This is a genomic window from Gluconacetobacter dulcium, from assembly GCF_014174165.1.
Taxonomy (GTDB): Bacteria; Pseudomonadota; Alphaproteobacteria; order Acetobacterales; family Acetobacteraceae; genus Gluconacetobacter; species Gluconacetobacter dulcium.
Map to the genome: position 1 here is coordinate 25318 of NZ_JABEQN010000014.1, position 21179 is coordinate 46496.

The 21179-nt window shown below is 65.1% G+C and carries 26 protein-coding genes; 21 read left to right on the top strand and 5 right to left on the bottom strand.

The window, feature by feature from the left end:
• Nucleotides 1–7: 7 nt before the first annotated feature.
• The gene (locus HLH25_RS11885) at nt 8–1351 is read right to left on the bottom strand and encodes an aldehyde dehydrogenase family protein (protein WP_246402127.1); all 1344 of its coding nucleotides are present in this window, start codon (nt 1349–1351) and stop codon (nt 8–10) included.
• Between the two features lie 73 nt (nt 1352–1424).
• The gene (locus tag HLH25_RS11890; protein WP_182974269.1) at nt 1425–1922 is read right to left on the bottom strand and encodes a DUF3429 family protein; all 498 of its coding nucleotides are present in this window, start codon (nt 1920–1922) and stop codon (nt 1425–1427) included.
• Nucleotides 1923–2286: 364 nt separating this feature from the next.
• Between HLH25_RS11890 and HLH25_RS11895 the strand changes: the two genes are divergently transcribed.
• From HLH25_RS11895 to HLH25_RS11910, 4 genes are all read left to right on the top strand, one after another.
• Complete coding sequence (locus HLH25_RS11895) at nt 2287–3489, top strand: DUF932 domain-containing protein (protein WP_182974270.1); 1203 nt, start codon at nt 2287–2289, stop codon at nt 3487–3489.
• An 83-nt stretch (nt 3490–3572) separates the two neighbouring features.
• Nucleotides 3573–4013, top strand: a complete 441-nt coding sequence (locus HLH25_RS11900; RefSeq protein ID WP_182974271.1) for a hypothetical protein — start codon at nt 3573–3575, stop codon at nt 4011–4013.
• Nucleotides 4000–5046: a DUF7146 domain-containing protein gene (locus HLH25_RS11905; protein WP_182974272.1), complete on the top strand. Its 1047-nt coding sequence runs from the start codon at nt 4000–4002 to the stop codon at nt 5044–5046. The genes HLH25_RS11900 and HLH25_RS11905 overlap by 14 nt, the downstream gene beginning before the upstream one ends.
• A gap of 321 nt (nt 5047–5367) precedes the next feature.
• The gene (locus tag HLH25_RS11910; RefSeq protein WP_182974273.1) at nt 5368–6294 is read left to right on the top strand and encodes a DUF2493 domain-containing protein; all 927 of its coding nucleotides are present in this window, start codon (nt 5368–5370) and stop codon (nt 6292–6294) included.
• Nucleotides 6295–6303: 9 nt separating this feature from the next.
• Here the strand turns inward: HLH25_RS11910 and HLH25_RS11915 are convergent, their stop codons facing one another.
• Nucleotides 6304–6513 carry a hypothetical protein gene (locus HLH25_RS11915; RefSeq protein WP_182974274.1) on the bottom strand — a complete coding sequence of 70 codons (210 nt, stop codon included), beginning with the start codon at nt 6511–6513 and terminating at the stop codon, nt 6304–6306.
• A gap of 163 nt (nt 6514–6676) precedes the next feature.
• Between HLH25_RS11915 and HLH25_RS11920 the strand changes: the two genes are divergently transcribed.
• The 7 genes from HLH25_RS11920 to HLH25_RS11945 all read left to right on the top strand — a co-directional run bounded on the left by HLH25_RS11920 (nt 6677) and on the right by HLH25_RS11945 (nt 10169).
• Nucleotides 6677–7117 carry a hypothetical protein gene (locus HLH25_RS11920; RefSeq protein ID WP_182974360.1) on the top strand — a complete coding sequence of 147 codons (441 nt, stop codon included), beginning with the start codon at nt 6677–6679 and terminating at the stop codon, nt 7115–7117.
• A 601-nt stretch (nt 7118–7718) separates the two neighbouring features.
• Nucleotides 7719–8045 (top strand): DUF736 domain-containing protein, encoded by a 327-nt coding sequence (locus HLH25_RS11925; protein WP_041249219.1) that lies wholly within the window; start codon nt 7719–7721, stop codon nt 8043–8045.
• A gap of 341 nt (nt 8046–8386) precedes the next feature.
• Nucleotides 8387–8539: a hypothetical protein gene (locus tag HLH25_RS11930; protein WP_182974275.1), complete on the top strand. Its 153-nt coding sequence runs from the start codon at nt 8387–8389 to the stop codon at nt 8537–8539.
• Nucleotides 8540–8753: 214 nt separating this feature from the next.
• The gene (locus HLH25_RS11935) at nt 8754–8981 is read left to right on the top strand and encodes an XRE family transcriptional regulator (RefSeq protein WP_456305504.1); all 228 of its coding nucleotides are present in this window, start codon (nt 8754–8756) and stop codon (nt 8979–8981) included.
• Between the two features lie 11 nt (nt 8982–8992).
• Nucleotides 8993–9271 (top strand): DNA -binding domain-containing protein, encoded by a 279-nt coding sequence (locus HLH25_RS11940; RefSeq protein ID WP_182974277.1) that lies wholly within the window; start codon nt 8993–8995, stop codon nt 9269–9271.
• Between the two features lie 132 nt (nt 9272–9403).
• Nucleotides 9404–9703 (top strand): transcriptional regulator domain-containing protein, encoded by a 300-nt coding sequence (locus tag HLH25_RS20025; protein WP_246402129.1) that lies wholly within the window; start codon nt 9404–9406, stop codon nt 9701–9703.
• Nucleotides 9678–10169 carry a DUF2285 domain-containing protein gene (locus HLH25_RS11945; protein ID WP_246402131.1) on the top strand — a complete coding sequence of 164 codons (492 nt, stop codon included), beginning with the start codon at nt 9678–9680 and terminating at the stop codon, nt 10167–10169. The genes HLH25_RS20025 and HLH25_RS11945 overlap by 26 nt, the downstream gene beginning before the upstream one ends.
• A 10-nt stretch (nt 10170–10179) precedes the next feature.
• Here HLH25_RS11945 and HLH25_RS11950 read toward each other — a convergent pair whose 3' ends face one another.
• Nucleotides 10180–10839: an SOS response-associated peptidase gene (locus HLH25_RS11950; protein WP_012222344.1), complete on the bottom strand. Its 660-nt coding sequence runs from the start codon at nt 10837–10839 to the stop codon at nt 10180–10182.
• A 36-nt stretch (nt 10840–10875) separates the two neighbouring features.
• Nucleotides 10876–11286 (bottom strand): hypothetical protein, encoded by a 411-nt coding sequence (locus HLH25_RS11955; RefSeq protein ID WP_012222345.1) that lies wholly within the window; start codon nt 11284–11286, stop codon nt 10876–10878.
• A gap of 390 nt (nt 11287–11676) precedes the next feature.
• Here HLH25_RS11955 and HLH25_RS11960 point away from each other — a divergent pair, with 390 nt between their 5' ends.
• From HLH25_RS11960 to HLH25_RS12005, 10 genes are all read left to right on the top strand, one after another.
• A complete protein-coding gene (locus HLH25_RS11960; RefSeq protein WP_182974278.1) occupies nt 11677–12438 on the top strand; it encodes an ImuA family protein in 762 nt (253 codons plus the stop codon).
• Nucleotides 12353–13876: a Y-family DNA polymerase gene (locus tag HLH25_RS11965; RefSeq protein WP_246402133.1), complete on the top strand. Its 1524-nt coding sequence runs from the start codon at nt 12353–12355 to the stop codon at nt 13874–13876. Before HLH25_RS11960 ends, HLH25_RS11965 begins: the two co-directional genes overlap by 86 nt.
• Complete coding sequence (locus tag HLH25_RS11970) at nt 13873–17037, top strand: error-prone DNA polymerase (RefSeq protein WP_182974279.1); 3165 nt, start codon at nt 13873–13875, stop codon at nt 17035–17037. Before HLH25_RS11965 ends, HLH25_RS11970 begins: the two co-directional genes overlap by 4 nt.
• Nucleotides 17038–17207: 170 nt before the next feature.
• A complete protein-coding gene (locus HLH25_RS11975) occupies nt 17208–17501 on the top strand; it encodes a helix-turn-helix transcriptional regulator (protein WP_182974280.1) in 294 nt (97 codons plus the stop codon).
• Entirely contained in the window at nt 17501–18565 is a 1065-nt protein-coding gene (locus HLH25_RS11980; RefSeq protein WP_182974281.1) for a replication initiator protein A, read from the top strand. The genes HLH25_RS11975 and HLH25_RS11980 overlap by 1 nt, the downstream gene beginning before the upstream one ends.
• Nucleotides 18562–19200, top strand: coding sequence for a ParA family partition ATPase (parA, locus tag HLH25_RS11985; protein WP_182974282.1), 639 nt, complete (start codon nt 18562–18564; stop codon nt 19198–19200). The genes HLH25_RS11980 and parA overlap by 4 nt, the downstream gene beginning before the upstream one ends.
• Nucleotides 19197–19940: a DNA-methyltransferase gene (locus tag HLH25_RS11990; RefSeq protein WP_182974283.1), complete on the top strand. Its 744-nt coding sequence runs from the start codon at nt 19197–19199 to the stop codon at nt 19938–19940. Before parA ends, HLH25_RS11990 begins: the two co-directional genes overlap by 4 nt.
• Nucleotides 19937–20179: a ribbon-helix-helix protein gene (locus HLH25_RS11995; RefSeq protein WP_182974284.1), complete on the top strand. Its 243-nt coding sequence runs from the start codon at nt 19937–19939 to the stop codon at nt 20177–20179. Before HLH25_RS11990 ends, HLH25_RS11995 begins: the two co-directional genes overlap by 4 nt.
• On the top strand, nt 20176–20640 hold the full coding sequence (locus HLH25_RS12000; RefSeq protein WP_182974285.1) for a DUF2840 domain-containing protein: 465 nt from the start codon (nt 20176–20178) through the stop codon (nt 20638–20640). Before HLH25_RS11995 ends, HLH25_RS12000 begins: the two co-directional genes overlap by 4 nt.
• Complete coding sequence (locus HLH25_RS12005; protein WP_182974286.1) at nt 20637–21179, top strand: S26 family signal peptidase; 543 nt, start codon at nt 20637–20639, stop codon at nt 21177–21179. Before HLH25_RS12000 ends, HLH25_RS12005 begins: the two co-directional genes overlap by 4 nt.

The following is a 21179-nucleotide window of genomic DNA, read 5'->3' on the forward strand; positions in this document are numbered from 1 at the left end:
TAATTTTTTAGAAAAAATTCAGCCATCGGGCAACGCCTGCCAGCCTGCGGCCATCTCCGGATCCGGGCGAGCGCAAGTGCAAGCGCGGCCATGGACCGCGTCGCACGCTGATCGTCACCGGCCTGGTCAGGGTAAGCAAACCTTCCGCGCCCCGGGTGGAGCCGTATCCACTTTCGCCGGTCCCTCCGAACGGGAGCCGCGGATCGGCGGTGGGAGCGATGAGATCGTTGATGACGATCGAACCGGCGCGTAAATCCGACGCAAGCTTACGGCAGGCTGCTTCCGGTCCGAACAGGGACGCACCGAGGGCATAGGGGCAGGCGAGATCGGAGCGGACGGCCTCGGCCATGGATCGCGACGGGATCAACGCGAGCCAGGGCGCGAAAACATCCGCGCGCAACAGCGCCATGTGCGGATTTGCGTTGGTCAGAAAGGTGACGCCGCCGATGTCGCGCGCAGATGCTCCGTCGGCCACAGCTTCGACCGTCAGGTTGGCAAGAATGGCGGAGACTGGCGGGTTTGGCTTGGGTACGCGCAGCTTCGCCAGATGGCGCAGCAGACGTGCTTCCATTTCCTGCGCCATGGTCTCGGCGATGAACACGCGATGCGGTGCGATGCAGGTGGCCCCGCCATTGAGACGCATCCCGAACGCCAGAGATCGCGCAACATGCTCAAGATCGGCGCCGGGCATTACGAAGACCGCGTCGTTGCCCGACAATTCGAGCGTCAAGGGCGTAAGGGTCTCCGCTGCGAGCCGGGCCACCCTGCGCCCGGTCGAGGCCGCACCTGTGAGAATGATATGGTCGAACCCGGCCCGCACCGCAGCTTCGCCGGCGGAGTCTGTATCTTCCAGTATCCTGATCAAACCGGGCGGAACTCCGGCAGACGACAGCAGTTCGCTCAAGGCGGCGACGCAGCCGGTCTGTCCGGGTGCAGGTTTTACCGCGACGGCGTTTCCGGCGGTGATCGCCTGCAACATCTGGCAGCCTGTCAGGAAAAGCGGATAGTTCGACGGGGCAAGAATGAGCACGGCGCCGAGCGGTCGCCGTTGTATGACGGCCCGCGTTCCAGCGAGCAGCAACGGACGCCCTTTGCAGCCGACGCGGCGTGGACGCAGCAATGCATGAGCTTCGCGCTCAAGAAACCGCGCCGCATCAAGCAGAGGCAAAATCTCTGCGGCCATCGTATCCGCGAGTGGCCTGAACTGAATCTTGCTGGCGATCAACTCGCTGCGGCGCGCCAGCAGACGTCTGAATTTCCGAATGATTGCAAGACGGTCCGCGACGGAGCGCGAAGCCCATCTTGCTGAAGTGTCGCGGAGCTGTTCGCGCAAGTGGGAGAAACCGGTCAAATGCATTTCCTTACAGCCGTGACTTGCGCCCTGGGTCCTTGCCCGGAGGTAAGACTGCCATCAGATGCCGCCGCTAAGTGGAAGACTGCGGGTACGCACCGGATTTCGTCGCGGCCAGCAGGCTGATAACCAACAAGGCGGCAGACATTTGCGGCGGTCTCAGACGGGCAAAGAATGACGGTAGCCTCTTTTTCTTCGCCAGGCCGACGTCTGCGATGAGAGTCAAGAGATAACCCGCCTGGAGAAGGCGCCAGGAATTTTCCTCGCGTGGCAGGGCAAGAGCGAGAAGGCCGGTGAAGTAGAGAAGCAGCATCGCCGAGATCTCCGAGAGAATCGGCCCCTCACGGTTATAAAAGCTGGCGCCGCGATGGACGCCGCCGAAAAAACAAAGGAGTGTCGCCGCCCACAGAAGGGCGAAGCGTCGCAGCACGGTCGCTGTTCGACGGGGCAAAAAGCAGATGCCGATAAGGCAGAGGAACAGAACGAGGACCGCGCTCCAGCCAAGCAGGAAACCTTCCGCGGGGGTTTGGTGCGCGTCTGATTCCTGACCGTGATAAACCCTGACTGCCATGAATCTCCTCATTTCCGTTATGCGACTTAACGCTGAGTTCAGCCACGGAACCGGCTGTTTTTTCTACGGCTCATTGCCGGCAAAGACGACGCGCGTACCGTCCGTGTTGGTCAGATTAGCGGCTTACCATAACGAACTCTACCGTACAAATGACGGCTTTCCATTTGTTTTGACCGAAAGCCAACCTTCCGTTAACCCCCCATTGCGGTCGTGATTTCCGGGAGGTGACGGGGACGCCGTGTTCCGGGATGAGGGGCTGGGTGTTTCTGGGGATGGATGGGATCCCGCGTGGGAAGTAGTCATAGGAGGAAGAGGTCGGCTTTGCCTTTGGTGCCGAATAACCGGCATCAGAGGAGAGTTTTCCATGACCACGACCACCATCCTGCCCCCTGCGTCCCGTGGTGCGGCGTCCGGCGGCTTCCGGATCGATCCGTCGCGCGGAGAGCGTAGCGCCCGCGTATCGTCCGAATGGTTCTCGCGGCCCGATGACGAGCGGTATCTCTCGCTGTCCGACCTACATGCCGCGACCCTGGCGCGGGCGGATCGGGCCACGGCCCGCACGGTGGAAAGCCGTGCCATTCGCGTCGAGGCGTCCCGAGACAATGCCGAGCGCCTGACCCTGACCGTGCCGGGGCAGAATGACCCGATTGCACCCACGCACTGGTCGTTCGGCCAGATGTGCAGCCTGGTTGGTGCCCCGTCTTCCTATCTGCGTAATCTTCCTGCCCCGTTGGCGGCGATCAACCTGCAGCACGGGCTGCTGTCGCACCGCGCCGAACTGGTCAAGACGCTGGAGACCGAGGACGGGCGTGTGGAACTGCGCGCCGTGACCGGTCCGGATTATGGCCGCATCTGGGACCACGAACTGGTCGGCGCGGTGCGCAAGATCGCCGGCGATGGCACGGGCGATACCAATTGGAAGGTGCCGGGTGTGATCGACTGGGCCACCATGACCCATAATCCCTATGTGGACATCACCAAGGAAACCACGACGCTCTACGCATCGGATCGCGATGTGTTCCTGTTCCTCGTGGACGATACGCACCCGATCGAGGCTGGCCGCCTGCCCAATGGCGACCCCGATCTCTATTTTCGGGGTTTCTACGCCTGGAATTCGGAAGTCGGCAGCAAGAGCCTCGGCATCGCCTCCTTCTACCTGCGCGGAGTATGCCAGAACCGCATGTTGTGGGGCGTGGAAAATTTCGAACAGATCACGATCCGGCATAGCAAGTTCGCCGCCTCGCGTTTCGTGCATCAGGCGACACCAGCCCTGCGGAATTTCGCCACGGCCAGCCCGGCCTCGTTTGTCTCCGGCATCCAGGCGTCACGCCGGGCGCTGGTGGCGAAGAATGACGAGGATCGGGAAAGTTTCCTGCGTCGTCGCGGGTTCTCGAAGCCGGAAACCGCGAAGATCATCGAAACCGTGCTGCATGAGGAAGGGCGCAAGCCCGAGAGCGTGTTTGATTTCGTGCAGGGGATCACGGCGCTGGCCCGCACCAGGGCCAACCAGGATACGCGGCTCGATCTGGAGGAGAAGGCCCGCAGGCTGATGGAGCGTGCTTCCTGAAAGCCGATTTTCTGTCTTTCTGCCAATGCGTCTTTACGAGCCCGGCCACTGCGCCGGGCTTTTTCGTTTCGGGAGTTCTTCCGATGGCCGATTTCTTCACGCATTTTTCCTGTGTGCTCGATGTGGGCACGGTGGACAATGCCGCCAAGGCGCTCGACCTCTACAATGAATTCATGGACGAACTGGCGGCGGAAGATCCGCCCTCTGACGGTTTTGTCCTGTCGATCGTGCCTGAATATGGCGGCACGAAGCTCTGGATGCACGATGAGACGACCGGCGATCCGCAGCAGGTGGTGGAATTCGTGCTGCGCTGCGCACGGGCCTTCCGGCTGCGGGGTCGATGGGGGTTCCAGTGGGCCAATACGGCGTCCCGTCCCCGGATTGGCGCCTTCAGCGGTGGCGCGCATCTGCTTGACCTTGGCCGGCGCAGGACGATTTCATGGATGACCACCGATCGCTGGCTGGCGATTGCCCTGGACGGAGGCAATCCCGACACAGGAGGGTACGGCGATGACCTTGCATGACGCGGGCGATCTCGCGCGTCGTCTGGCGGAGAACGCGGAGGCGGTGTGCCGGCGGTATCTGTCCGCCGGTCGCCGTCACGGCAATTACTGGCTGGTCGGCGACGTGCGCAACACCCCCGGCCGGTCGCTGTTTGTCCGGCTGCACGACACCGCCAACGGCAGGGCAGGAAAATGGACCGACGCACAGTCGGGCGAGCATGGCGACCTGCTCGACCTGATCCGCGAGAGCCTCGGCCTGGTGGATTTCCGCGACGTGGCCGACGAGGCGCGTGCCTTCCTCAGCCTGCCGCGTCCTGATCCGGTGCTTCTGTCGCGGGATCGGCCTGCCCGTGAGCGTGGCGCTGTCAGTTCCTCGGAAGCTGCACGTCGGCTCTGGACCATGTCCGGGCCGATCGCGGGTACATCCGTAGAAGCGTATCTCCGTAGACGCGACATTACGCTTTTGCACGGAACCGAAGCCCTGCGCTTCCATCCGCGCTGCTATTATCGCCCGGACGAGCACACTTCGACCGAGACCTGGCCAGCGATGATCGCCGCCGTCACCGACCTCGATGGCACCCTGACCGGTGTGCATCGCACCTGGCTGGCGGCAGAGGGTCGTGGCAAAGCCCCGGTCGATCATCCGCGTCGTGCCCTGGGCGGGCTGCTCGGCCACGCCGTGCGTTTCGGGGTGGCATCCGACGTGCTCGCTGCCGGGGAAGGCATCGAGACGGTGCTGTCGCTGCGGCAGGTTCTGCCCGATCTGCCGCTGGCCGCCTGCCTGTCCTCAGCACATCTCGCGTCCCTGATCTTTCCACCGCTGCTGCGCCGGCTCTACGTTCTGCGCGATGACGACCCGGCCGGGGATCAGGCGCTGGCGACGCTGCACGCCCGCGCGGATGACGCCGGGATCGAACTGATCGGCCTGTCGCCACGGCTGGGCGATTTCAACGATGATCTCCGTGCCCTTGGACGCGGCGCGCTGCGGGCGATCCTGCATCCGCAACTCGTGCCGTCGGACGTGGCACGGTTTCTGGAGGCCGCCGCCACCTGAGCGGGCCGGAAAGAAGGGCGGGCGGTTTCCGTCTTCTGTCGGCGGTCCTGTCCTGCCTCCCGTCCGGCAGGCCCGCGCCCCGGCCTTTCTGGAGGGAAGCGGGCGTCAGCCGGGCCGGGCCTTCAATGGCGGGAGCCGGCTATTTTCCGTCGCGCCCCTTTGGGGCGCTTTACATCGCGAAGCAAAATAGCCGGCCCCTACCATCCTTCGCTGTGCTGCGGCCGCGCGCGAGCGCGCGGTTCCGGCCCGTCCCTGGTCTGCCGCTACCCGCCCCCGGAAAGGCCGCGAAGGGCGCGGCCGGAGACCTGGGAGGACCGCATCATGACCCGCACCGATGATTTTGAACCGCCGCACGCTGCTTCATCCACCGCCCATGTGCTGGCCGAACTCCAGATGTATGGCTACCGTCCCTTCGAGGCCGAGCCGGACCCCAGGCCGCTACCCGAAGCGCATAGCATCGGGGGCGCGGTCGCCGACATCTTCGACGCCATCGCCGCGACCCTGACCGACACGCGGCTGGAACCCGATCTCGAGGCGCTGCTCTGGTCCACCGTGAACATCTTCCACCGCATGGTTGGCCAGGTCGAACGCGAGCTTGACCGTAACGAGCAGGCGCAGAAACGCAGCCAGCAGGAACAGGATGGCAGCGAGATCCGCTCGGTGGAACTGGAGCGGTTGATCGGCGAAGGACTGACCCTGATTGAGCGTCGCAACGCCTATGAAATCTTTCGCGACGAGGCGCAGGAGCAATTCGAACGCCTGACCCTGAGCGCATGGCGGCCGAAGACCGGCTCGCTGGTCTCACGCCGCACCATGACGGCCTCCATGATCGATAGCCGCGACTTCCTCAACGCCCGTCGTAAGGCTGAGGGCGAATTGCTGGTGCCGCCCGGTCCCAAGGTGGTCGTCACTGGCGGCCTGGATTTCGACGACCATATCCTGATTTGGGACCGGCTGGACAAGGTCCGTGCCAAGCATCCCGACATGGTGCTGCTGCACGGCGGCTCGCCCAGGGGCGCGGAGTTCGTCGCGTCTCGCTGGGCCGACCACCGCGAGATCGTGCAGATCGCCTTCAAGCCGGACTGGACGAAGCATGCCAAGGCAGCGCCCTTCCGTCGCAACGATGCCATGCTCGATACCCTGCCGATCGGCGTCATCGTCTTCCCCGGCACGGGCATTCAGGAGAATCTGGCCGACAAAGCGAAGCGCCTCGGTATCCCAGTCCTGCGGTTCGGAGGCGGCGCATAAGCGCCGTCTTCAGTCCGGATCGCCCGTGACCGCGATCCGCGCTGAACGGGCATAAAAGGCCAGTTCAGTATCGCCGGGCACCAGAAGATCGAGCAGGCCCTTCATGTCCTGCATGTCCGAATAGGACTGAAATGGCCCCGGTTGCCGCTCGATCGCCAGCACTGCAATGGCGAGCGCCTTCTTGACCAGATGCAGTTCGCGTCCCGTGATTTCCGCCATGACGTTTTCTCCGTGCGAGGAGATAACGATGCACGTCTGCATGCCGGACGCCAGTATGATTCTCGTTCCGTCGACATATCGTTTTCGCTATGATGCGACCGCGCCGTGGTGGTGGTGGCAGGCGCGACCGTCAGATCATGTCATCTTCACGGGAGCCGCCACCATGGTGATCTTCGCACCGTTCCTGATCGTCGCCGGCATCGGTTTTTTCTGCTGGCTCATGTTCACGCTCGCGGTCTTCGCCTTGCCGTTTGCCGGCGGTCTGTATGCCGGGCTCTGGGCACTTCATACCGGTGCCGGCGTGATCGGCGCCCTGATCGTCGGCGTCATGGCGGGCATTGCAACTTTCATGGTCGGCCAGATCGCACTCGCCTGCGCACCATGGCTCTGGCTGCGAGGGCTGATCGTCCTGCTCTACACCGTGCCCGCCATCATTGCCGGTTATAGCGCCACCCACGGCCTCGCCCAGATGATGATGCCGTCCGCCGTCTGGCAGCTCTTCTTTTCGGTGATCGGCGCCATCGCGGTCGGCATCACCGCGTTCGTCCGCTTTACCGGCATGGCCCCGCCCGAACCGGCCGGCGGAAGCATCGCGCGGGTCTGACGGCCTGCGCGGCAACCGGAGGCAGGCCTGGATCAGGCACTTCGTGGAGATGCGCGTCCTTTCGTCATGAGAAAGGCGGGGTGTGGCGATAAAGCCTGGCGCATCGTGCATCCGTCCCTGATGGTCCCTCTTGCGGGGCTGCCGGCTCAGGACCGTTTTCCTGTTCTGCGCGCGTTGACGAAAACAGTGGCCAACGCGGTGTGCCCGCAGGGCACGCGCCCACGAGAACGGGTCATGGTCACGGCCGGAACGGCCAGGTGACGATGCCTGGCTTTTTCCCTGCCGGATCCTGCACGTCGAGGGGGCATCATGTCCTCCGTGATGTGCGCTCTGTCGGGCCGCGCACGCATACGGCCTCTGAAAATGGCTGATCTAGCCGGAGGGCGGCTTCGCCTCGATCGGCTGTGGCGCAACAGCGGGCCATAATTTTCTTCCCCTGACGGCTGCGCCGTCATTCCTCGCGAAACAAGAAAATTCCGTCCCGCCGTCCTCCGCTGCGCTTCGGTCCCTGCGGGATGCGCCGCCGCTCGCCTCCGTCTGTCCGATCGCCATCGAGGCCGCAATGGTGCGGGCTCGATAACAGAGATCACGGAGCAGTATCATGGCCACCATCGGCACCTTCAGGAAGACCGGCAACGAATATGTCGGCGAAATCGTCACCCTCTCGGTTCAGGTCCGCAATGTCCGTATCGTTCCCGACACCGGACGCCAGAGCGAGAACGCCCCCAGCCACAGGGTGTTCGTCAACAGGGCCGAGATCGGGGCGGCCTGGTCCAAGCAGTCCAACGAGGGACGCAGCTATCTGGGCCTCAAGCTGGATGATCCGAGCTTCAACGCCCCGATCTTCGCCAATCTCTTCAACGACGAGGACGGCGAGACCTACAGCCTGATCTGGTCCCGCCCCAACGGTCGCCGCAACGGCGACTGAAGGCTCCTGCGATCCCCGCCCGGCCGGTCCGGGCGGGGCCTTCGTGGTGGCGGCCGGAACGGAAGGGTGGGCGTGGCTTATCGTCCGCGATCCGATTCGCCTGTCTTCGGGTGGGTAGGGGGAACAGAGCTTCCCTCAGTCTTCCCATTGTACCATGCCCGGCGTGAACTGCCTCAAGGACGCGCGGTCCCCCCAATTTTGCCCGGCGCACCCTACGGGCACACCAGACAAAATCGGCTCCCCCGCGCGCCGCTGGCGCGGTCGCCTGCGGCGATCCCTGACCCGGCTCCCGCGTGCATGAGCCGTCCGTCCTGTCTTCGAGAAACGAAAGGAGCAGGACGATGACCACGCTACACGACCACATCCAGATGCTGCGCGCCGAACTCACCAGCTACGCACTCAGCCGCCGCGAGCGGGCACAGATCGAGCGCGAACTGAAGCGGGCATGCGCGCAATTCGCGGCGGACCGCTACGATGAGACACCCCCCGCATAGAGCGGGGGGCTTTTCGTATGGTCGCCCGTACCTTCGGACATCCAGACGCCGATTCCGCTTGGCCATCATCCTGAAAGAACGTTGTTGAATCTCTCTAACGCGACTATTATAGTCGTATTTCTGGTGTGCATGCCCCGCGTGTCGGATGTGATCATGGATGATCACTGGCCGACAGGTAAGGGCGGCACGGGCACTCCTGAACTGGACACAGGAGATGCTCGCTGAAAAAGCCCTCGTAGCACTGACCGCGCTCAAGCGCCTCGAATCCGAACGCGGTCTCGGCGTCCATGAGGGCACGACCGACCAGGTCCGTCGCGCGCTTGAGGCGGCGGGCATCCTGTTTATCGAGTCCGGACAAGGGCGCGGCGTCATGTTTCTTAACGAGACTTCCGGTAATGAAACGCGGCAGGCTAGGGTGCGTCGCGTTCGTTCTCCGACCTGATCGGCCCCATCATGCAGAAGCCCCCGCTCGACCTGCCCGTTGCCGACAGCGCTCCGGAAGCGTCCTGTCTCACCGGCTACGACGAACAGCACCTCATCACCTATCTGCGTCTGCTGGACGCCGAGGCCGACGGTGCGGACTGGCGCGAGGTCGCCCGGATCGTGCTCCACCGCGACCCGGCGGCCGATCCCGATGGTGTCCACCGCTGCTGGCACAGCCATCTGGCTCGGGCGCACTGGATGACCAAGCATGGCTACCAGCATCTGCTGCGTGGCGGCGCCCCCCACTGATACCCTGAATCGTTGCGTAATCCGCAAGACCTGTTGCATTGCCGGGGCGTAGCGGGCAGCGGGATGGTCTGGCATACTCTCGCGAGCAAGTGCTTGCCCAGTTCCCACCCGTTACGCATCGGAGACGACGCCATGAGCCGCGCCACCTGGCGGTCGGCGGGCGCGTACGAGGGCCTGCGGTCGCTCGACGCCCCTGCCTTTGCCTTGCAGTTTGTCAGTCGCAATCGTGATTTCATGCGCGAGCGGGCGACGCTTCAGCGCGCGTTGCGCCGAGGTGCCCTGATGCAGCCGGATGCCGAGGCGTTCGCCCGGCGCTGGGGGTTGCGATTTCGAAAGTGTCCGCACTGCGCTGAACCCGCGTACTGCCTTGTGGAGTGCTGCGGTGCTGCCGGGCGTGATTGCGTTGATGGAAGCGCCGACCGGTCTGGCTGACCCGGATCACCCGCCGTTCACCTCCGTTTTTATCGGATTGCCGGCGGGCCAGGTTGGTGAACTCCTGCTTGAGCGCCCCGGCGTCGTTCTGCGCCTGCATCTGGTGACGTCGGAGATCGAAGCCCTCTCTGTCGTCCTGCCGCTCGACGCCCTGTTCGAGGTGCGCGTCCAGGCCGCGTTGCGGCTCTGGCGCGCGTTGATGGGCCGGCGCTCCGGACCCGATCCCGCGACCTTGTCGCCAGATCGGGTCACTCGGCTGATCCTGGCGCTCCGTACGCTCGATGGGTTGGACGCCGGGGCGACGCAGCATGAGATCGCGTTCGTCCTTTTCGGTCAGAAGGTTTCCTCACGGGACTGGCTCTCGCACGATCTGCATTTCCGCATGAAACGGCTGGTGCGTTTCGCGCGCGTGCTGACAGAAGGAGGATACCGGCGCCTGCTGCTCCATCCGTTCCGGGGACGATAGCGAGAGGGGGCTATTGCCGTGATGGGTCTTCCGGGGTCGCCCTGGCAACAATGGTCAGCGTGCCGTCAGGCAACGGGTTCTGCAAGAGCAGCGCATCGTCGATCGGCGCCGTCATCCAGCGGTCGATCTCCTCCCCGGTGGCCAGGACCACCGGCATGGCCTCGGGATGAATGGCTCCGACTTCGTGGTTCGGCTTTGTCGTAAGAAAGCCGAACAGGTCGTCCGTCGTCTCTCCGTCCTTCGCCTTGCGCACGGACGTCCACCGGCACCAGATGCCGGCAAAGAAAGCGAGCGGACGCGTCTCACCGAACGCGAACCAGGCCGGCGGCCGGGAACCGTCCGGCTGCGGTTCGGGCTCGGCGAAGCTGGTAAAGGGCACGACGCAGCGATGCGCGACATCGAGCCACGGCCGCCAATGCGGCGACTGCGGATTGCGGATGTTGGTCACGCCCCGATCGACCGTCTTACCGGCGAGATAGCGGGGCGGCGTCGGCATCCCCCAGCGCGCCATCATCAGTTCGCGCCCGTCCACCGAATTGCGAACGATCGGCGCCATCATGTTGGGATAGATGCCAGGTAACGGCGGGAGATTGCCGGTGCGGTCGACCATGACCTTTGCGAGGTCGCGGATCGCCTGCTGGTTGGTGGTCATCGAAAACAGATTGCACACGGATCGCTTTCTCTTCCCTCGTCTCGCACGCGATGGCTATGCCCGCGAAGTCCAGCCGACGAAGCTCAGCCAAAGGCCTAACAGCAGTACGATCGCGGCGGCGATCAGCAACAGCGGGGGCGTTTCCACGATCGCGGCCGTCATGGCGGCGCCGAGGCTCGGCACAACCATGAGTGCAGCACCCTTGAGCGTGATGACAATGCCGATCAGAGAAATTGCAATCGCACTCGGGCTCTCCCACCGAAGATGGAGTGCGACGATGGCGAGGCCCGCCATCAGGGTGAACGCGCCGGTGGCCAGCACCAGTGGGCCGTTCTGCATGAAGACCGGCAGCAGCATGGGCAATGTGCCCAGGCGGGCGAACAACGCGACAGCGAGAACGACGAGATAGGGCCCGATGATACGGGCCAGGGTTTGCGTCCGAACCGCGGGAAGATCGTCGGGCATCGGTATCTCCATACATGCGGCAATGGGAGGAACGCATGGAGCGAAGGCAAGGAACACATTATTTTTCGCGAAGTTGCGCCATCCTGACCTGCCCCTGGTGGTCGGGGACTCGGGCGGACGGCGGATCCCGGCTCTGGCGCCGTGCATGACGGCCTGGCTTTGCGCCGCGTTCAAGCCGTCGAGAGGGGGGTGCTCTCAGCGCTGCGGACGTAACTCCCTGTCCTGCAATGGAATCACGATGTCGCCGCCACGATGTCGATCCCGGCCTCTCCGCCTGGGGCGCCACCTGCACGTGCGATGCGGCGTTGACTCTTGGATAGAGTAAGGAACAGATAGGGAACAAACGACCCCGACCGCCGGTTGGGAACCCATCCTGGAAACCGATCGACCATGTCTGCGCCCCTATTCCGTCCCCCGCTGGAGGCGTTGCGGGACCAGATCCGCCGCCTCGAAGGATCGGCCACCCGCCGACGGGCCGTGCTGCCCTTTGGCATCCCTGACATCGATCGCCGCCTGCCGGGTAGCGGCCTGGCGCTCGGCGCCTTGCACGAAGTGGCAGGTGGCGGGAACGATGCCCTCAACAGCGCGGCCGCCGGGCAGTTTGCCGCCGGCATCGCCGCGCGCACCAAGGGCAAGGTGCTGTGGATCGTCACCCGCCAGGATCTGTTCGCCCCAGCCCTGAAACAGGTCGGACTGGACGGGAGCCGGGTGATCTATGTCGAGGCTGGCGTGGACCAGGATGTCCTGGCCTGCTTCGAGGAGGGGCTGCGGCGTGGCGGTCTGGGTGCCGTCGTGGCCGAAGTCGCGCGCCTGTCGATGACCGCCTCCCGCCGGCTGCAACTGGCGGCCGAGACGTCCGGCGCGCTGGGGATCGCCGTCCGCCGCTGGCGCCGGCAGACCGAGGCGGCTGATTTCGGCCAGCCGACCGCCAGTGTCACGCGCTGGCGGATTTCGGTCCTGCCGTCCGAATCCCTGCCGGTGCCCGGCGTCGGACGGGCGCGCTGGCTGCTGGAACTAATTCGGGCGCGGGCGGGAGAATCCGCCGATTTCGAAGTGGAGGCTTGCGATGGCAAGGGTCGTCTCTCTCTTCCTGCCGCTGTGGCCGACGGATCGGATCAGGAAAAGGCTGGGCGCCGACGCACCCGCGCCTGAAGCGCCGCTGGCGCTGGTCGGGCGCGAGGGACGACGTCGTGTCGTGCTTTCGGTCGACCTCGCCGCCCGCAAGGCGGGCGTACGCCCTGGCACACCGGTCGCCAAGGCGCAGGCACTTTATCCCGATCTGATCATCATGGATGCCGACCTGGAGGGCGACCGGACCGGCTTGGAGAAACTGGCGCTGTGGTTCCAGCAGCGGATCGCCCCCCTGGTGGCGGTGGACGTGCCCGACGGTCTGGTGCTGGATACGACCGGCGCCGATCATCTGCATGGCGGCGAGCCGGCCATGCTGGCGGAAATGGTGCGGCGGCTGCGAGACGCCGGCATCACCGCCAAGGCTGTGGTCGCCGACACGCTGGGCGCGGCCCATGCGCTGGCGCGCTATGGCCGCGCGCGCACTCTGGTAGTGCCGGCCGGGGAGACGGCCGCCGCGATCGCGGGCCTGCCGATCGAGGCCCTGCGCCTGCCGGACAATATGATCGAGGGCCTGCGGGCGCTGGGCGTCGCGACCATCGCTCCGCTCGCCGCGATGCCGCGCGCGCCGCTGGCGCTCCGCTTCGGGCCGGACGTCGCCCGCCGGCTGGACCAGGCCTATGGTCGCATCAGTGAGGCCATCCTGCCGGTCCGGCCGGTTGACCCGGTCATGGTCAGCCGGAATTTTGCCGAGCCGATCGGGGCCGCCGAGACGATTGCCCGCTATATCGGCAAGCTGGTTCCGCCGCTCTGTCAGGGACTGGAAGAACGCGGGCAGGGAGCCCGGCGTCTCGACCTGGTGCTGCACCGCGTCGACAGCCGCACCGAGGCGATCCGCATCGCCACCGCGATGCCGGTGCGCGACGCCAAGCGCCTGGTCAGGCTGCTGTGCGAGAAGATCGAAACCATCGATCCCGGTTTCGGCATCGAGCGTATGGTCCTGACCGCCACACTGGCCGAGCCGATCGCGCCGCGCCAGAAAATCTCCTCGCTGATCGCGGAGGAGGAACCGGATGTCTCGGATCTGATCGACACCCTGGCCAATCGTGTGGGCCATCATTCCCTGTATCGCTTCGCTCCGGTGGAGAGCGATGTGCCGGAGCGGTCCTTCTGTCGAGTGCCGGCGCTGGCGCCGGACGACCAGAAGGATTGGCCGGAGCACTGGCCACGTCCGACACGCCTGCTGGCGCGGCCGGAGCCGGTGCAGGCCATGGCGGAACTGCCGGACCAGCCGCCGCTGTTCTTTATCTGGCGTGGAGTGCGGCGGAAGGTGAAATGCGCCGACGGTCCGGAGCGGGTGTTCGGCGAATGGTGGCGGGGGGATGCCGAGCTGACCACGGTGCGCGATTATTTCCGTCTGGAGGACACATCCGGCGAGCGGTTCTGGGTCTATCGCTCGGGTGACGGCGAGCATGGTGAGACTGGCTCGCAAGGCTGGTTTCTGCATGGGATCTTCGGATGACCCGCTACGCCGAATTGCAGGTGACGAGCTATTTCTCGTTTCTGCGCGGGGCGTCATCGCCGCTCGAACTGTTCGAGCAGGCGAAGGCGCTCGGTATCGCGGCGCTGGGTGTCGCCGACCGCAATTCCATGGCCGGCATGGTGCAGGCCCATGTCGCGGCGAAGGCCACCGGCGTCCGGCTGGTCGTCGGCTGTCGCCTAGACCTCGCCGATTTCCGGCCGGTGCTGGTCTATCCGACCGACCGCGCAGCCTACGGCCGCCTGTGCCGGCTGCTCAGCCTGGGCAAGAGCCGTGCCGGCAAGGCCAGATGCCATCTGCTATGGGAAGACCTAGTGGCCTGGGGCGACGGGTTGCTCGCCATCCTGGTCCCCGACGTCGCGGACGAGGCCTGCGCCCTGCATCTGCGCAAGCTGAAGGATGCGTTCCATGACCGCGCCTACATGGCGCTGACCCTGCTGCGCCGGCCCAACGACCAGATGCGGCTCTACGAGTTGGCGAATCTTGCCCATCGGGCACGCGTGCCCACCGTTGTGACCAACGATGTGCTGTTCCACACCCATGACCGGCGCATCCTGCAGGATGTCGTGACCTGCATCCGGCACAACACCACCATCGATGAGGCGGGTTTCGCGCGTGAGCGCCACGCCGATCGCTATCTCAAGCCACCCCAGGAAATGGCGCGCCTGTTCGGCCGCTATCCCGAGGCGGTCGACCGCACGATCGCGATCATGGAGCGCTGTCGCTTCAGCCTCGATGATCTCGCCTATCAATATCCCGATGAAGTTTCTGTGCCGGGCCAGACGCCGCAGCAGGCCCTCGAAGTGCTGACCTGGGAAGGGGCACGGACGTTCTATCCCGAAGGGATTCCCGACGAGGTAACGGCCAGCCTCAATCACGAACTCGCCCTGATCGGGCGTATGAATTACGCACCGTATTTCCTGACTGTGAACAGCATCGTCCGCTATGCGCGCAGCCAGGACATTCTCTGTCAGGGGCGTGGCTCGGCGGCCAATAGCGCGGTCTGCTACGTGCTGGGCATCACCGCCATCGATCCGGCGCGCAATTCGCTGCTGTTCGAACGCTTTGTCAGCGAGGAGCGCGGCGAACCGCCGGATATCGACGTCGATTTCGAACATGCGCGGCGCGAGCGGGTGATTCAATGGGTCTATGGGCATTATGGCCGTGAGCGCGCCGCCCTGACCGCGGTGGTGATCCGCTATCGCGCCAAGGGCGCGTTGAGGGATGTGGGTAAAGTGATGGGCCTGCCGGAGGATCTGATCGGCACCTTGTCCGGTCAGATCTGGGGCTGGTCGAAAAATGCCGATCCGGAGCAGTTCAGGGATACCGGTATCGACCTGTCCGACCGGCGCATCCGGCTGACGCTGGATCTGGCGTGCTGCCTGATTGGTGTCCCGCGCCACCTCTCGCAGCATCCGGGGGGCTTCGTGCTGACCCGTGACCGGCTCGACGAGCTGGTGCCGATCGAGCCCGCCGCGATGGACGATCGTCAGATCATCGAATGGGACAAGGACGATATCGACGTCCTGAAATTCATGAAGGTCGATATCCTGGCACTGGGGATGCTCACCTGCATGAAGAAGGGGCTGGACCTGCTGGCCGAGCACAAGGATCAGTCCTTCGCGCTCGCCACCATCCCGGCCGAGGATCCGCTTACGTATGCCATGATCAGGAAGGCGGACACCATCGGCGTCTTCCAGATCGAATCCCGCGCGCAGATGTCGATGCTGCCGCGCCTGAAGCCGCGCGTGTTCTACGATCTGGTGATCGAGGTCGCCATCGTCCGCCCCGGCCCGATTCAGGGGGATATGGTCCATCCCTATCTGCGCCGGCGTGAGGGCATCGAGCCGGAAGAGTATCCCACCCCGGAACTGGAAAAGGTTCTGAAAAAGACATTGGGCATCCCGCTGTTCCAGGAACAGGCGATGCAGGTGGCCATGGTGTGCGCTGATTTCAGCGCCAGCGAGGCCGATCAATTGCGCCGCGCGATGGCCACCTTCAAGAACACCGGCACCATCGGCAGGTTCCAGACCAAGCTGGTCGAGGGCATGAAGGCGAACGGCTATACGGAGGAATTCGCCGAGCGGATCTTCCAGCAGCTCGAAGGGTTCGGATCCTATGGATTCCCGGAGAGCCATGCGGCTAGTTTCGCGATCCTTGCCTATTCCTCCTCCTGGCTGAAATGCCATCATCCCGACGTGTTCCTCGCAGCACTCCTGAACAGCCAGCCGATGGGCTTCTACGCGCCCGCGCAACTGGTGCGCGACGCGCGCGAGCATGGCGTCGAGATCCGGCCGATCTGCGTCAACGCCTCCCGCTGGGATAGCACGCTCGAAGGGCCGGAAACGGCAGGTGGCCGGCTCGCCGTCCGGCTCGGCATGAGCCTGGTCAAGGGCCTCGCCAATGCTGACGCCGCCCGCATCGTTGCTGCGCGTGGAGCGCGGCCCTTCGCATCGGTGGACGATCTCTGGCGCCGCGCCGGCGTGCCGGTCGCGGCACTCACCCATCTCGCGGAAGCCGATGCTTTCCGGCCGGCGCTCGGCCTCGCCCGGCGCGAGGCACTGTGGGCGATCAAGGCGCTGCGGGACGAGCCTTTGCCGCTGTTCGCGGCGGCGGCGGTTGCCCGCGAGGCCGAGGAGCCGGACGTGCTGCTCCAGCCGATGCGCGCCGGGGCCGAGGTCACGCGCGATTATAACCGGATCGGCCTGACGCTGCGCGATCATCCCGTCGCCTTTCTCCGTGACGATCTGCGCCAGCGGAAATTTTTCTCCTGCCGTGAAGCCCATGAGGCGCGCGATGGCAAGCGGCTGGATGCCGCAGGCCTGGTCCTGGTCCGCCAGCGCCCCGGCTCCGCCGAAGGCGTCGTGTTCCTCACCCTGGAGGATGAAAGCGGCGTCCTCAATGTCATCATCTGGAAGGATATTTTCGAAAAATATCGCCGCGTCGTCCTCGCGGGGCAGATGCTCGGCATCAAGGGGCGGCTCCAGAAAGAAGGCGAGGTCGTGCATCTGGTAGCGCTCGAGATCACCGATCTCTCCACGTTGCTCGCCGATGTCGGCAACCGCGATTTCGATCGAGGCCGTGGAGCTGCCGTGGATCATTCAGTCGAGACACTCTCCGTAAAATCAAGAAACTTTCATTGATTCCGTAGCCGATAGCGGCGAGCCGTCATGGCCATTCTATCCGCTTGTCCAGGACCGATCTCGCCCCCCGGTGAGATCGGTCCTAGTTCCAAAATACCCCGCTCCGCCAGGCTGATCCCCGCTGGCCGCATCTGTCCCGCGGCCCCAGACAGCGATCACGGAGCCACCTTATGTCCGCCAATTACAGCGATCTGCCGCCGCGCTATCTGCGCACGCCCGACGCCTCGCGCTTCGTCGGACTGTCCATTCGTACCCTGGAAAAACACCGAATCTACGGCACCGGCCCGCGCTACTCGAAGCTCGGCGGCCGCGTCGTCTATCGGGTCGATGAACTGCAGGCCTGGGTCGAGAGCGGGGCACGCGCCCATACCTCGGACACCACCGCCGGCACCGTGCCGGCGGCCGCGCGGCGAAGCCCGCTGATCCCGCCGACACCGGCGACCTCACGCGCGAGCCGACGCTGATGCGCCCGCCCGATCGGAGCCAGTCCGAGCGCGCGAAGCTCGCGGTGTTCCGCGCTATCCCCGGCACACTCGCCCCGCGCGACGCGCAGGATCTGATGGCGTTTCCTTTCTTCAGCCTGTCCAAGACAGTGCGGACCGTGCCGATCGATTTCCGGACGCCGGACGTCACCATCCGCGTGGAAGCGACCGGCGAATACGGCATGGCCACGATCTGGGATGCCGACGTGCTGATCTGGGCGGCGAGCCAGATCGTGGAAGCACGGGACGCGGGTCGTTGCACCTCGCGTCTGATGGTGGCGACGCCGCATGAAATCCTGGCTTTCATCGGCCGGGGCGACAGCGCGCGGGATTACGAACGGCTGGAAGCGGCTTTCGACCGGCTGCAATCCATCACGATCAAGACCTCGCTGCGCCACGCCGGTGCGGGACAACTGCACCGGTTTTCTTGGATCAACGAATGGAAGCGGCATACCACGCGGGAAGGCCGCGCCCGCGTGGTCGAGCTGATCCTGCCGGACTGGTTTTACCAGGCCGTGCTCGACGACGCGCTGGTGCTGACCATCGACCCAGCCTATTTCCGGCTGACCGGCGGGATGGAGCGTTGGCTCTATCGGCTTGTCCGCAAGCATGGCGGCCGCCAGCGTTCAGGCTGGAAATTCGATTTCCACGTCCTGCATCTCAAATCCGCCAGCCTGTCGCCATACCGTCGCTTCGCGTTCGAACTCCGCGCCATCGTCCAACGGCAGCCATTGCCCGGATATCGCCTGGCGGTCGAGAGGACCATGGATGGCCGCGAAATCCTGACCTTTTCTCGCGACAAGTTATCCACATCCCCATGTGGACAAACTGTGAGTCCGTCCGTGCTATCGGGAACGCCCGAACCGGCGAAAGCCGTGACTTCGGGAACAGCGAAACCGTGCTTATGTGAACAGAAATCGCCGAATCGTGACATTGAATCAGAGGGTTATGACGCCCTTAACTTAGAATCTAACTTAAAAGACTCTAACTTTAAGGATGTTGGCACCCCGCCCGATCTGTGGATAACCCCCGGAGAGGGGCGGTGATCGTGGCCTTCCTCAACCAGAAGGGCGGCGTCGGCAAGACGACTCTGGCGCTGCATCTCGCGGGTCAATGGGCTCGGGAAGGCCGGCGCGTGACGGTCATCGATGCCGACCCGCAGGGCTCGGCGCTGGACTGGTCGGCGCAGCGGGCGCGGGAGGGACTGCCCCGGCTGTTCGGCGTCATCGGACTGGCACGCGATACACTGCACCACGAGGCGCCGGACTTGGCTCAGGGGGTGGATCACGTCATCATCGACGGCCCTCCGCGCGTGGCGGCGCTGCTGCGCTCGGCCCTGCTAACCGCCGATCTGGTGCTGATCCCGGCCCAACCGTCGCCGTTCGACGGCTGGGCCTCGGCCGAGATGCTGCGGCTGCTGGAAGAGGCGCGCCTCTTCCGTCCCGGCCTTCTCGCCCGTTTCGTGCTGAATCGTTGCGCCGCGCGCACGGTCATCGCCCGCGAAACCCGGCTGGCGCTCGCCGGGCATGAGCCGGCGGCACTCGCCGCGCGGATCGGCCAGCGGGTCGCTTTCGCCGATGCCGCACGTTCCGGCCGTCTGGTCTGTGACCTGCGCCCGCAGGGGATTGCCGCCCGCGAAATCGCCGCCCTGACGGCTGAGATCGGGGGGCTGGTGTCATGACCCTCCTGACCGGCGACAGCGCACTCCTGATGCCCTGGCACGGCCCCTACGACATGATCCTGGCCGACCCGCCCTATGGCGATACGTCGCTCGCATGGGACCGGCGCATAGCGGATTGGCCTGGCAAGGCGCTCGCCGCCCTGAAACCCAGCGGCTCGCTCTGGGTCTTCGGCTCCCTGCGGAGTTTCCTTGCCTCCAACGCGGCATTTCGGAACGCAGGCTGGAAATATGCCCAGGAACTGGTCTGGGAGAAGCAGAACGGTTCCAGCTTCCATGCCGATCGGTTCCGGCGCGTGCATGAACTGATCGTCCAGTTCTATCGCGACGATACGCCCTGGCGCGCCGTCTACAACGTGGTTCCGACCACGCCCGACGCGCGGGCACGCACGGTACGACGGAAACGCCGGCCGCCCCACATGGGCCAGATCGACGCCGGCCATTACGTCAGCGAGGACGGTGGCCCGCGCCTGATGCGCTCCGTGATTCCGGTCCGCAATACCCATGGCCGCGCCATCCACCCGACCGAGAAGCCGGTGGCGTTGCTGGAGATCCTGATCCGCACGAGCTGCCCGCCGGGTGGCCTGGTGGGCGACTGGTTTGCCGGCTCTGGTGCCTTAGGCGTCGCCTGCCGGCTGACCGGCCGGCGTTATGTCGGCTGCGAGATCGATCCTGTCATGGCGCAGAAGGCGCGCGATCGCATCGCGTCCGTGCTGCCGCTCGGCGAAGGAATTGCGCCATGACGAAGCGTCGCACGCTGCCCAGCTTCGCGTCGCGCCCCGCCGACCCGGAGCGCTGGGTCAAGGCACCGGACAAGCCTGGGACCACCCACCGCTTTACCGCCCGACTGACCATCGACGTCACGCCGGCGCTGCGCGCCCGGCTCAAGGTCGCGGCGTTCCAGCGCGGCATGACCGTCGCCGACATGCTGCGCGCGCTGCTGGCCCGCGAGTTCCCCGATATCTCTGGAGATGTGCCATGACCGAGACCCTCGCTCATGTCGAACTGACCTGGATCGAGAAGCGTATCGAGCACTGGATCCGCTTCGGCTCTGTCGCCCATGAGCAGATTCTCGATCGTCGGCGACGGATACTGAGCTTTCCGCCGGACGCCGTGTTCGCGTTCCTGCGCTGGGCAGCGAACGATTTCGGCACGGTGATGTCCTGCATCGATATCGTGCGCGTCACTGCTCCCGGTGAGCCCTATCAGACAGTGCCGTTCGTGCGTCCCGGCGGCGAGAGCCTGCTGCGCCAGAGCGGTTGGCCGAAGGTCCGGCTGGTGCTGGAAGCGATCGATCGTATCGAAGCCATCGGCATCGACCCCGTCGATGTCGCGCCCGACCATTGGCGGCATCTGCATAATCGGATGCTCTCCGGGCAGGCGGCACGCCCCTACACACGCGACCGCCATCATGCCTGGCTGCGCCGGAGGGCGGTGTCATGATGCGCCTTGGCTGGTTTTTCACCACCTATTTCGCAATACTCGGTGCTGGCGCGTCAGTGGTGATCCATCCGGCGCCCCGGCTGATCTGGAACGCCACCGCCAGCACGCCGGTCGGGCTGTATCGCCTGCAATCGGCGCGCTCATTGCATGTCGGCGACGTGATCGTGATCCGACCACCGGCAGACATTGCCACGATGCTGGCGCGCGGCGGCTATCTGCCGCTCGGTGTGCCGCTGCTCAAGCCGGTCGCGGCACTGCCGGGACAACTGGTCTGCCGCATCGGCGTCGTCGTGTCGGTTGACGGCAAGCCGCTCGGCGATGCGTTGGCTCGCGATCATCGCGGCCGTCCGTTGCCGGTCTGGCAGGGCTGTCGGCGCGTCCTGCCCGGCAAGATCTTCGTCATGAATCCGGCGGTCCCAACCAGTCTCGACGGTCGCTATTTCGGCGTCCTGCCGGTCGCTGCGGTGCTCGGCCGCGCGCAGCCGCTGTGGCTCGCGCCATCACCGATTCCTCCCAATCCCAAGCAGAAACGAGGCTGA

What these genes read in the sequence shown, in the direction of transcription:
- HLH25_RS11890 (WP_182974269.1), bottom strand. Translation starts at nt 1,922, where the DNA reads ATGGCAGTCAGGGTTTATCACGGTCAGGAATCAGACGCGCACCAAACC.
- HLH25_RS11895 (WP_182974270.1), top strand. Translation starts at nt 2,287, where the DNA reads ATGACCACGACCACCATCCTGCCCCCTGCGTCCCGTGGTGCGGCGTCC.
- HLH25_RS11900 (WP_182974271.1), top strand. Translation starts at nt 3,573, where the DNA reads ATGGCCGATTTCTTCACGCATTTTTCCTGTGTGCTCGATGTGGGCACG.
- HLH25_RS11905 (WP_182974272.1), top strand. Translation starts at nt 4,000, where the DNA reads ATGACCTTGCATGACGCGGGCGATCTCGCGCGTCGTCTGGCGGAGAAC.
- HLH25_RS11910 (WP_182974273.1), top strand. Translation starts at nt 5,368, where the DNA reads ATGACCCGCACCGATGATTTTGAACCGCCGCACGCTGCTTCATCCACC.
- HLH25_RS11915 (WP_182974274.1), bottom strand. Translation starts at nt 6,513, where the DNA reads ATGGCGGAAATCACGGGACGCGAACTGCATCTGGTCAAGAAGGCGCTC.
- HLH25_RS11920 (WP_182974360.1), top strand. Translation starts at nt 6,677, where the DNA reads ATGGTGATCTTCGCACCGTTCCTGATCGTCGCCGGCATCGGTTTTTTC.
- HLH25_RS11925 (WP_041249219.1), top strand. Translation starts at nt 7,719, where the DNA reads ATGGCCACCATCGGCACCTTCAGGAAGACCGGCAACGAATATGTCGGC.
- HLH25_RS11930 (WP_182974275.1), top strand. Translation starts at nt 8,387, where the DNA reads ATGACCACGCTACACGACCACATCCAGATGCTGCGCGCCGAACTCACC.
- HLH25_RS11935 (WP_456305504.1), top strand. Translation starts at nt 8,754, where the DNA reads ATGCTCGCTGAAAAAGCCCTCGTAGCACTGACCGCGCTCAAGCGCCTC.
- HLH25_RS11940 (WP_182974277.1), top strand. Translation starts at nt 8,993, where the DNA reads ATGCAGAAGCCCCCGCTCGACCTGCCCGTTGCCGACAGCGCTCCGGAA.
- HLH25_RS20025 (WP_246402129.1), top strand. Translation starts at nt 9,404, where the DNA reads ATGAGCCGCGCCACCTGGCGGTCGGCGGGCGCGTACGAGGGCCTGCGG.
- HLH25_RS11945 (WP_246402131.1), top strand. Translation starts at nt 9,678, where the DNA reads ATGGAAGCGCCGACCGGTCTGGCTGACCCGGATCACCCGCCGTTCACC.
- HLH25_RS11955 (WP_012222345.1), bottom strand. Translation starts at nt 11,286, where the DNA reads ATGCCCGACGATCTTCCCGCGGTTCGGACGCAAACCCTGGCCCGTATC.
- HLH25_RS11960 (WP_182974278.1), top strand. Translation starts at nt 11,677, where the DNA reads ATGTCTGCGCCCCTATTCCGTCCCCCGCTGGAGGCGTTGCGGGACCAG.
- HLH25_RS11965 (WP_246402133.1), top strand. Translation starts at nt 12,353, where the DNA reads ATGGCAAGGGTCGTCTCTCTCTTCCTGCCGCTGTGGCCGACGGATCGG.
- HLH25_RS11970 (WP_182974279.1), top strand. Translation starts at nt 13,873, where the DNA reads ATGACCCGCTACGCCGAATTGCAGGTGACGAGCTATTTCTCGTTTCTG.
- HLH25_RS11975 (WP_182974280.1), top strand. Translation starts at nt 17,208, where the DNA reads ATGTCCGCCAATTACAGCGATCTGCCGCCGCGCTATCTGCGCACGCCC.
- HLH25_RS11980 (WP_182974281.1), top strand. Translation starts at nt 17,501, where the DNA reads ATGCGCCCGCCCGATCGGAGCCAGTCCGAGCGCGCGAAGCTCGCGGTG.
- HLH25_RS11990 (WP_182974283.1), top strand. Translation starts at nt 19,197, where the DNA reads ATGACCCTCCTGACCGGCGACAGCGCACTCCTGATGCCCTGGCACGGC.
- HLH25_RS11995 (WP_182974284.1), top strand. Translation starts at nt 19,937, where the DNA reads ATGACGAAGCGTCGCACGCTGCCCAGCTTCGCGTCGCGCCCCGCCGAC.
- HLH25_RS12000 (WP_182974285.1), top strand. Translation starts at nt 20,176, where the DNA reads ATGACCGAGACCCTCGCTCATGTCGAACTGACCTGGATCGAGAAGCGT.
- HLH25_RS12005 (WP_182974286.1), top strand. Translation starts at nt 20,637, where the DNA reads ATGATGCGCCTTGGCTGGTTTTTCACCACCTATTTCGCAATACTCGGT.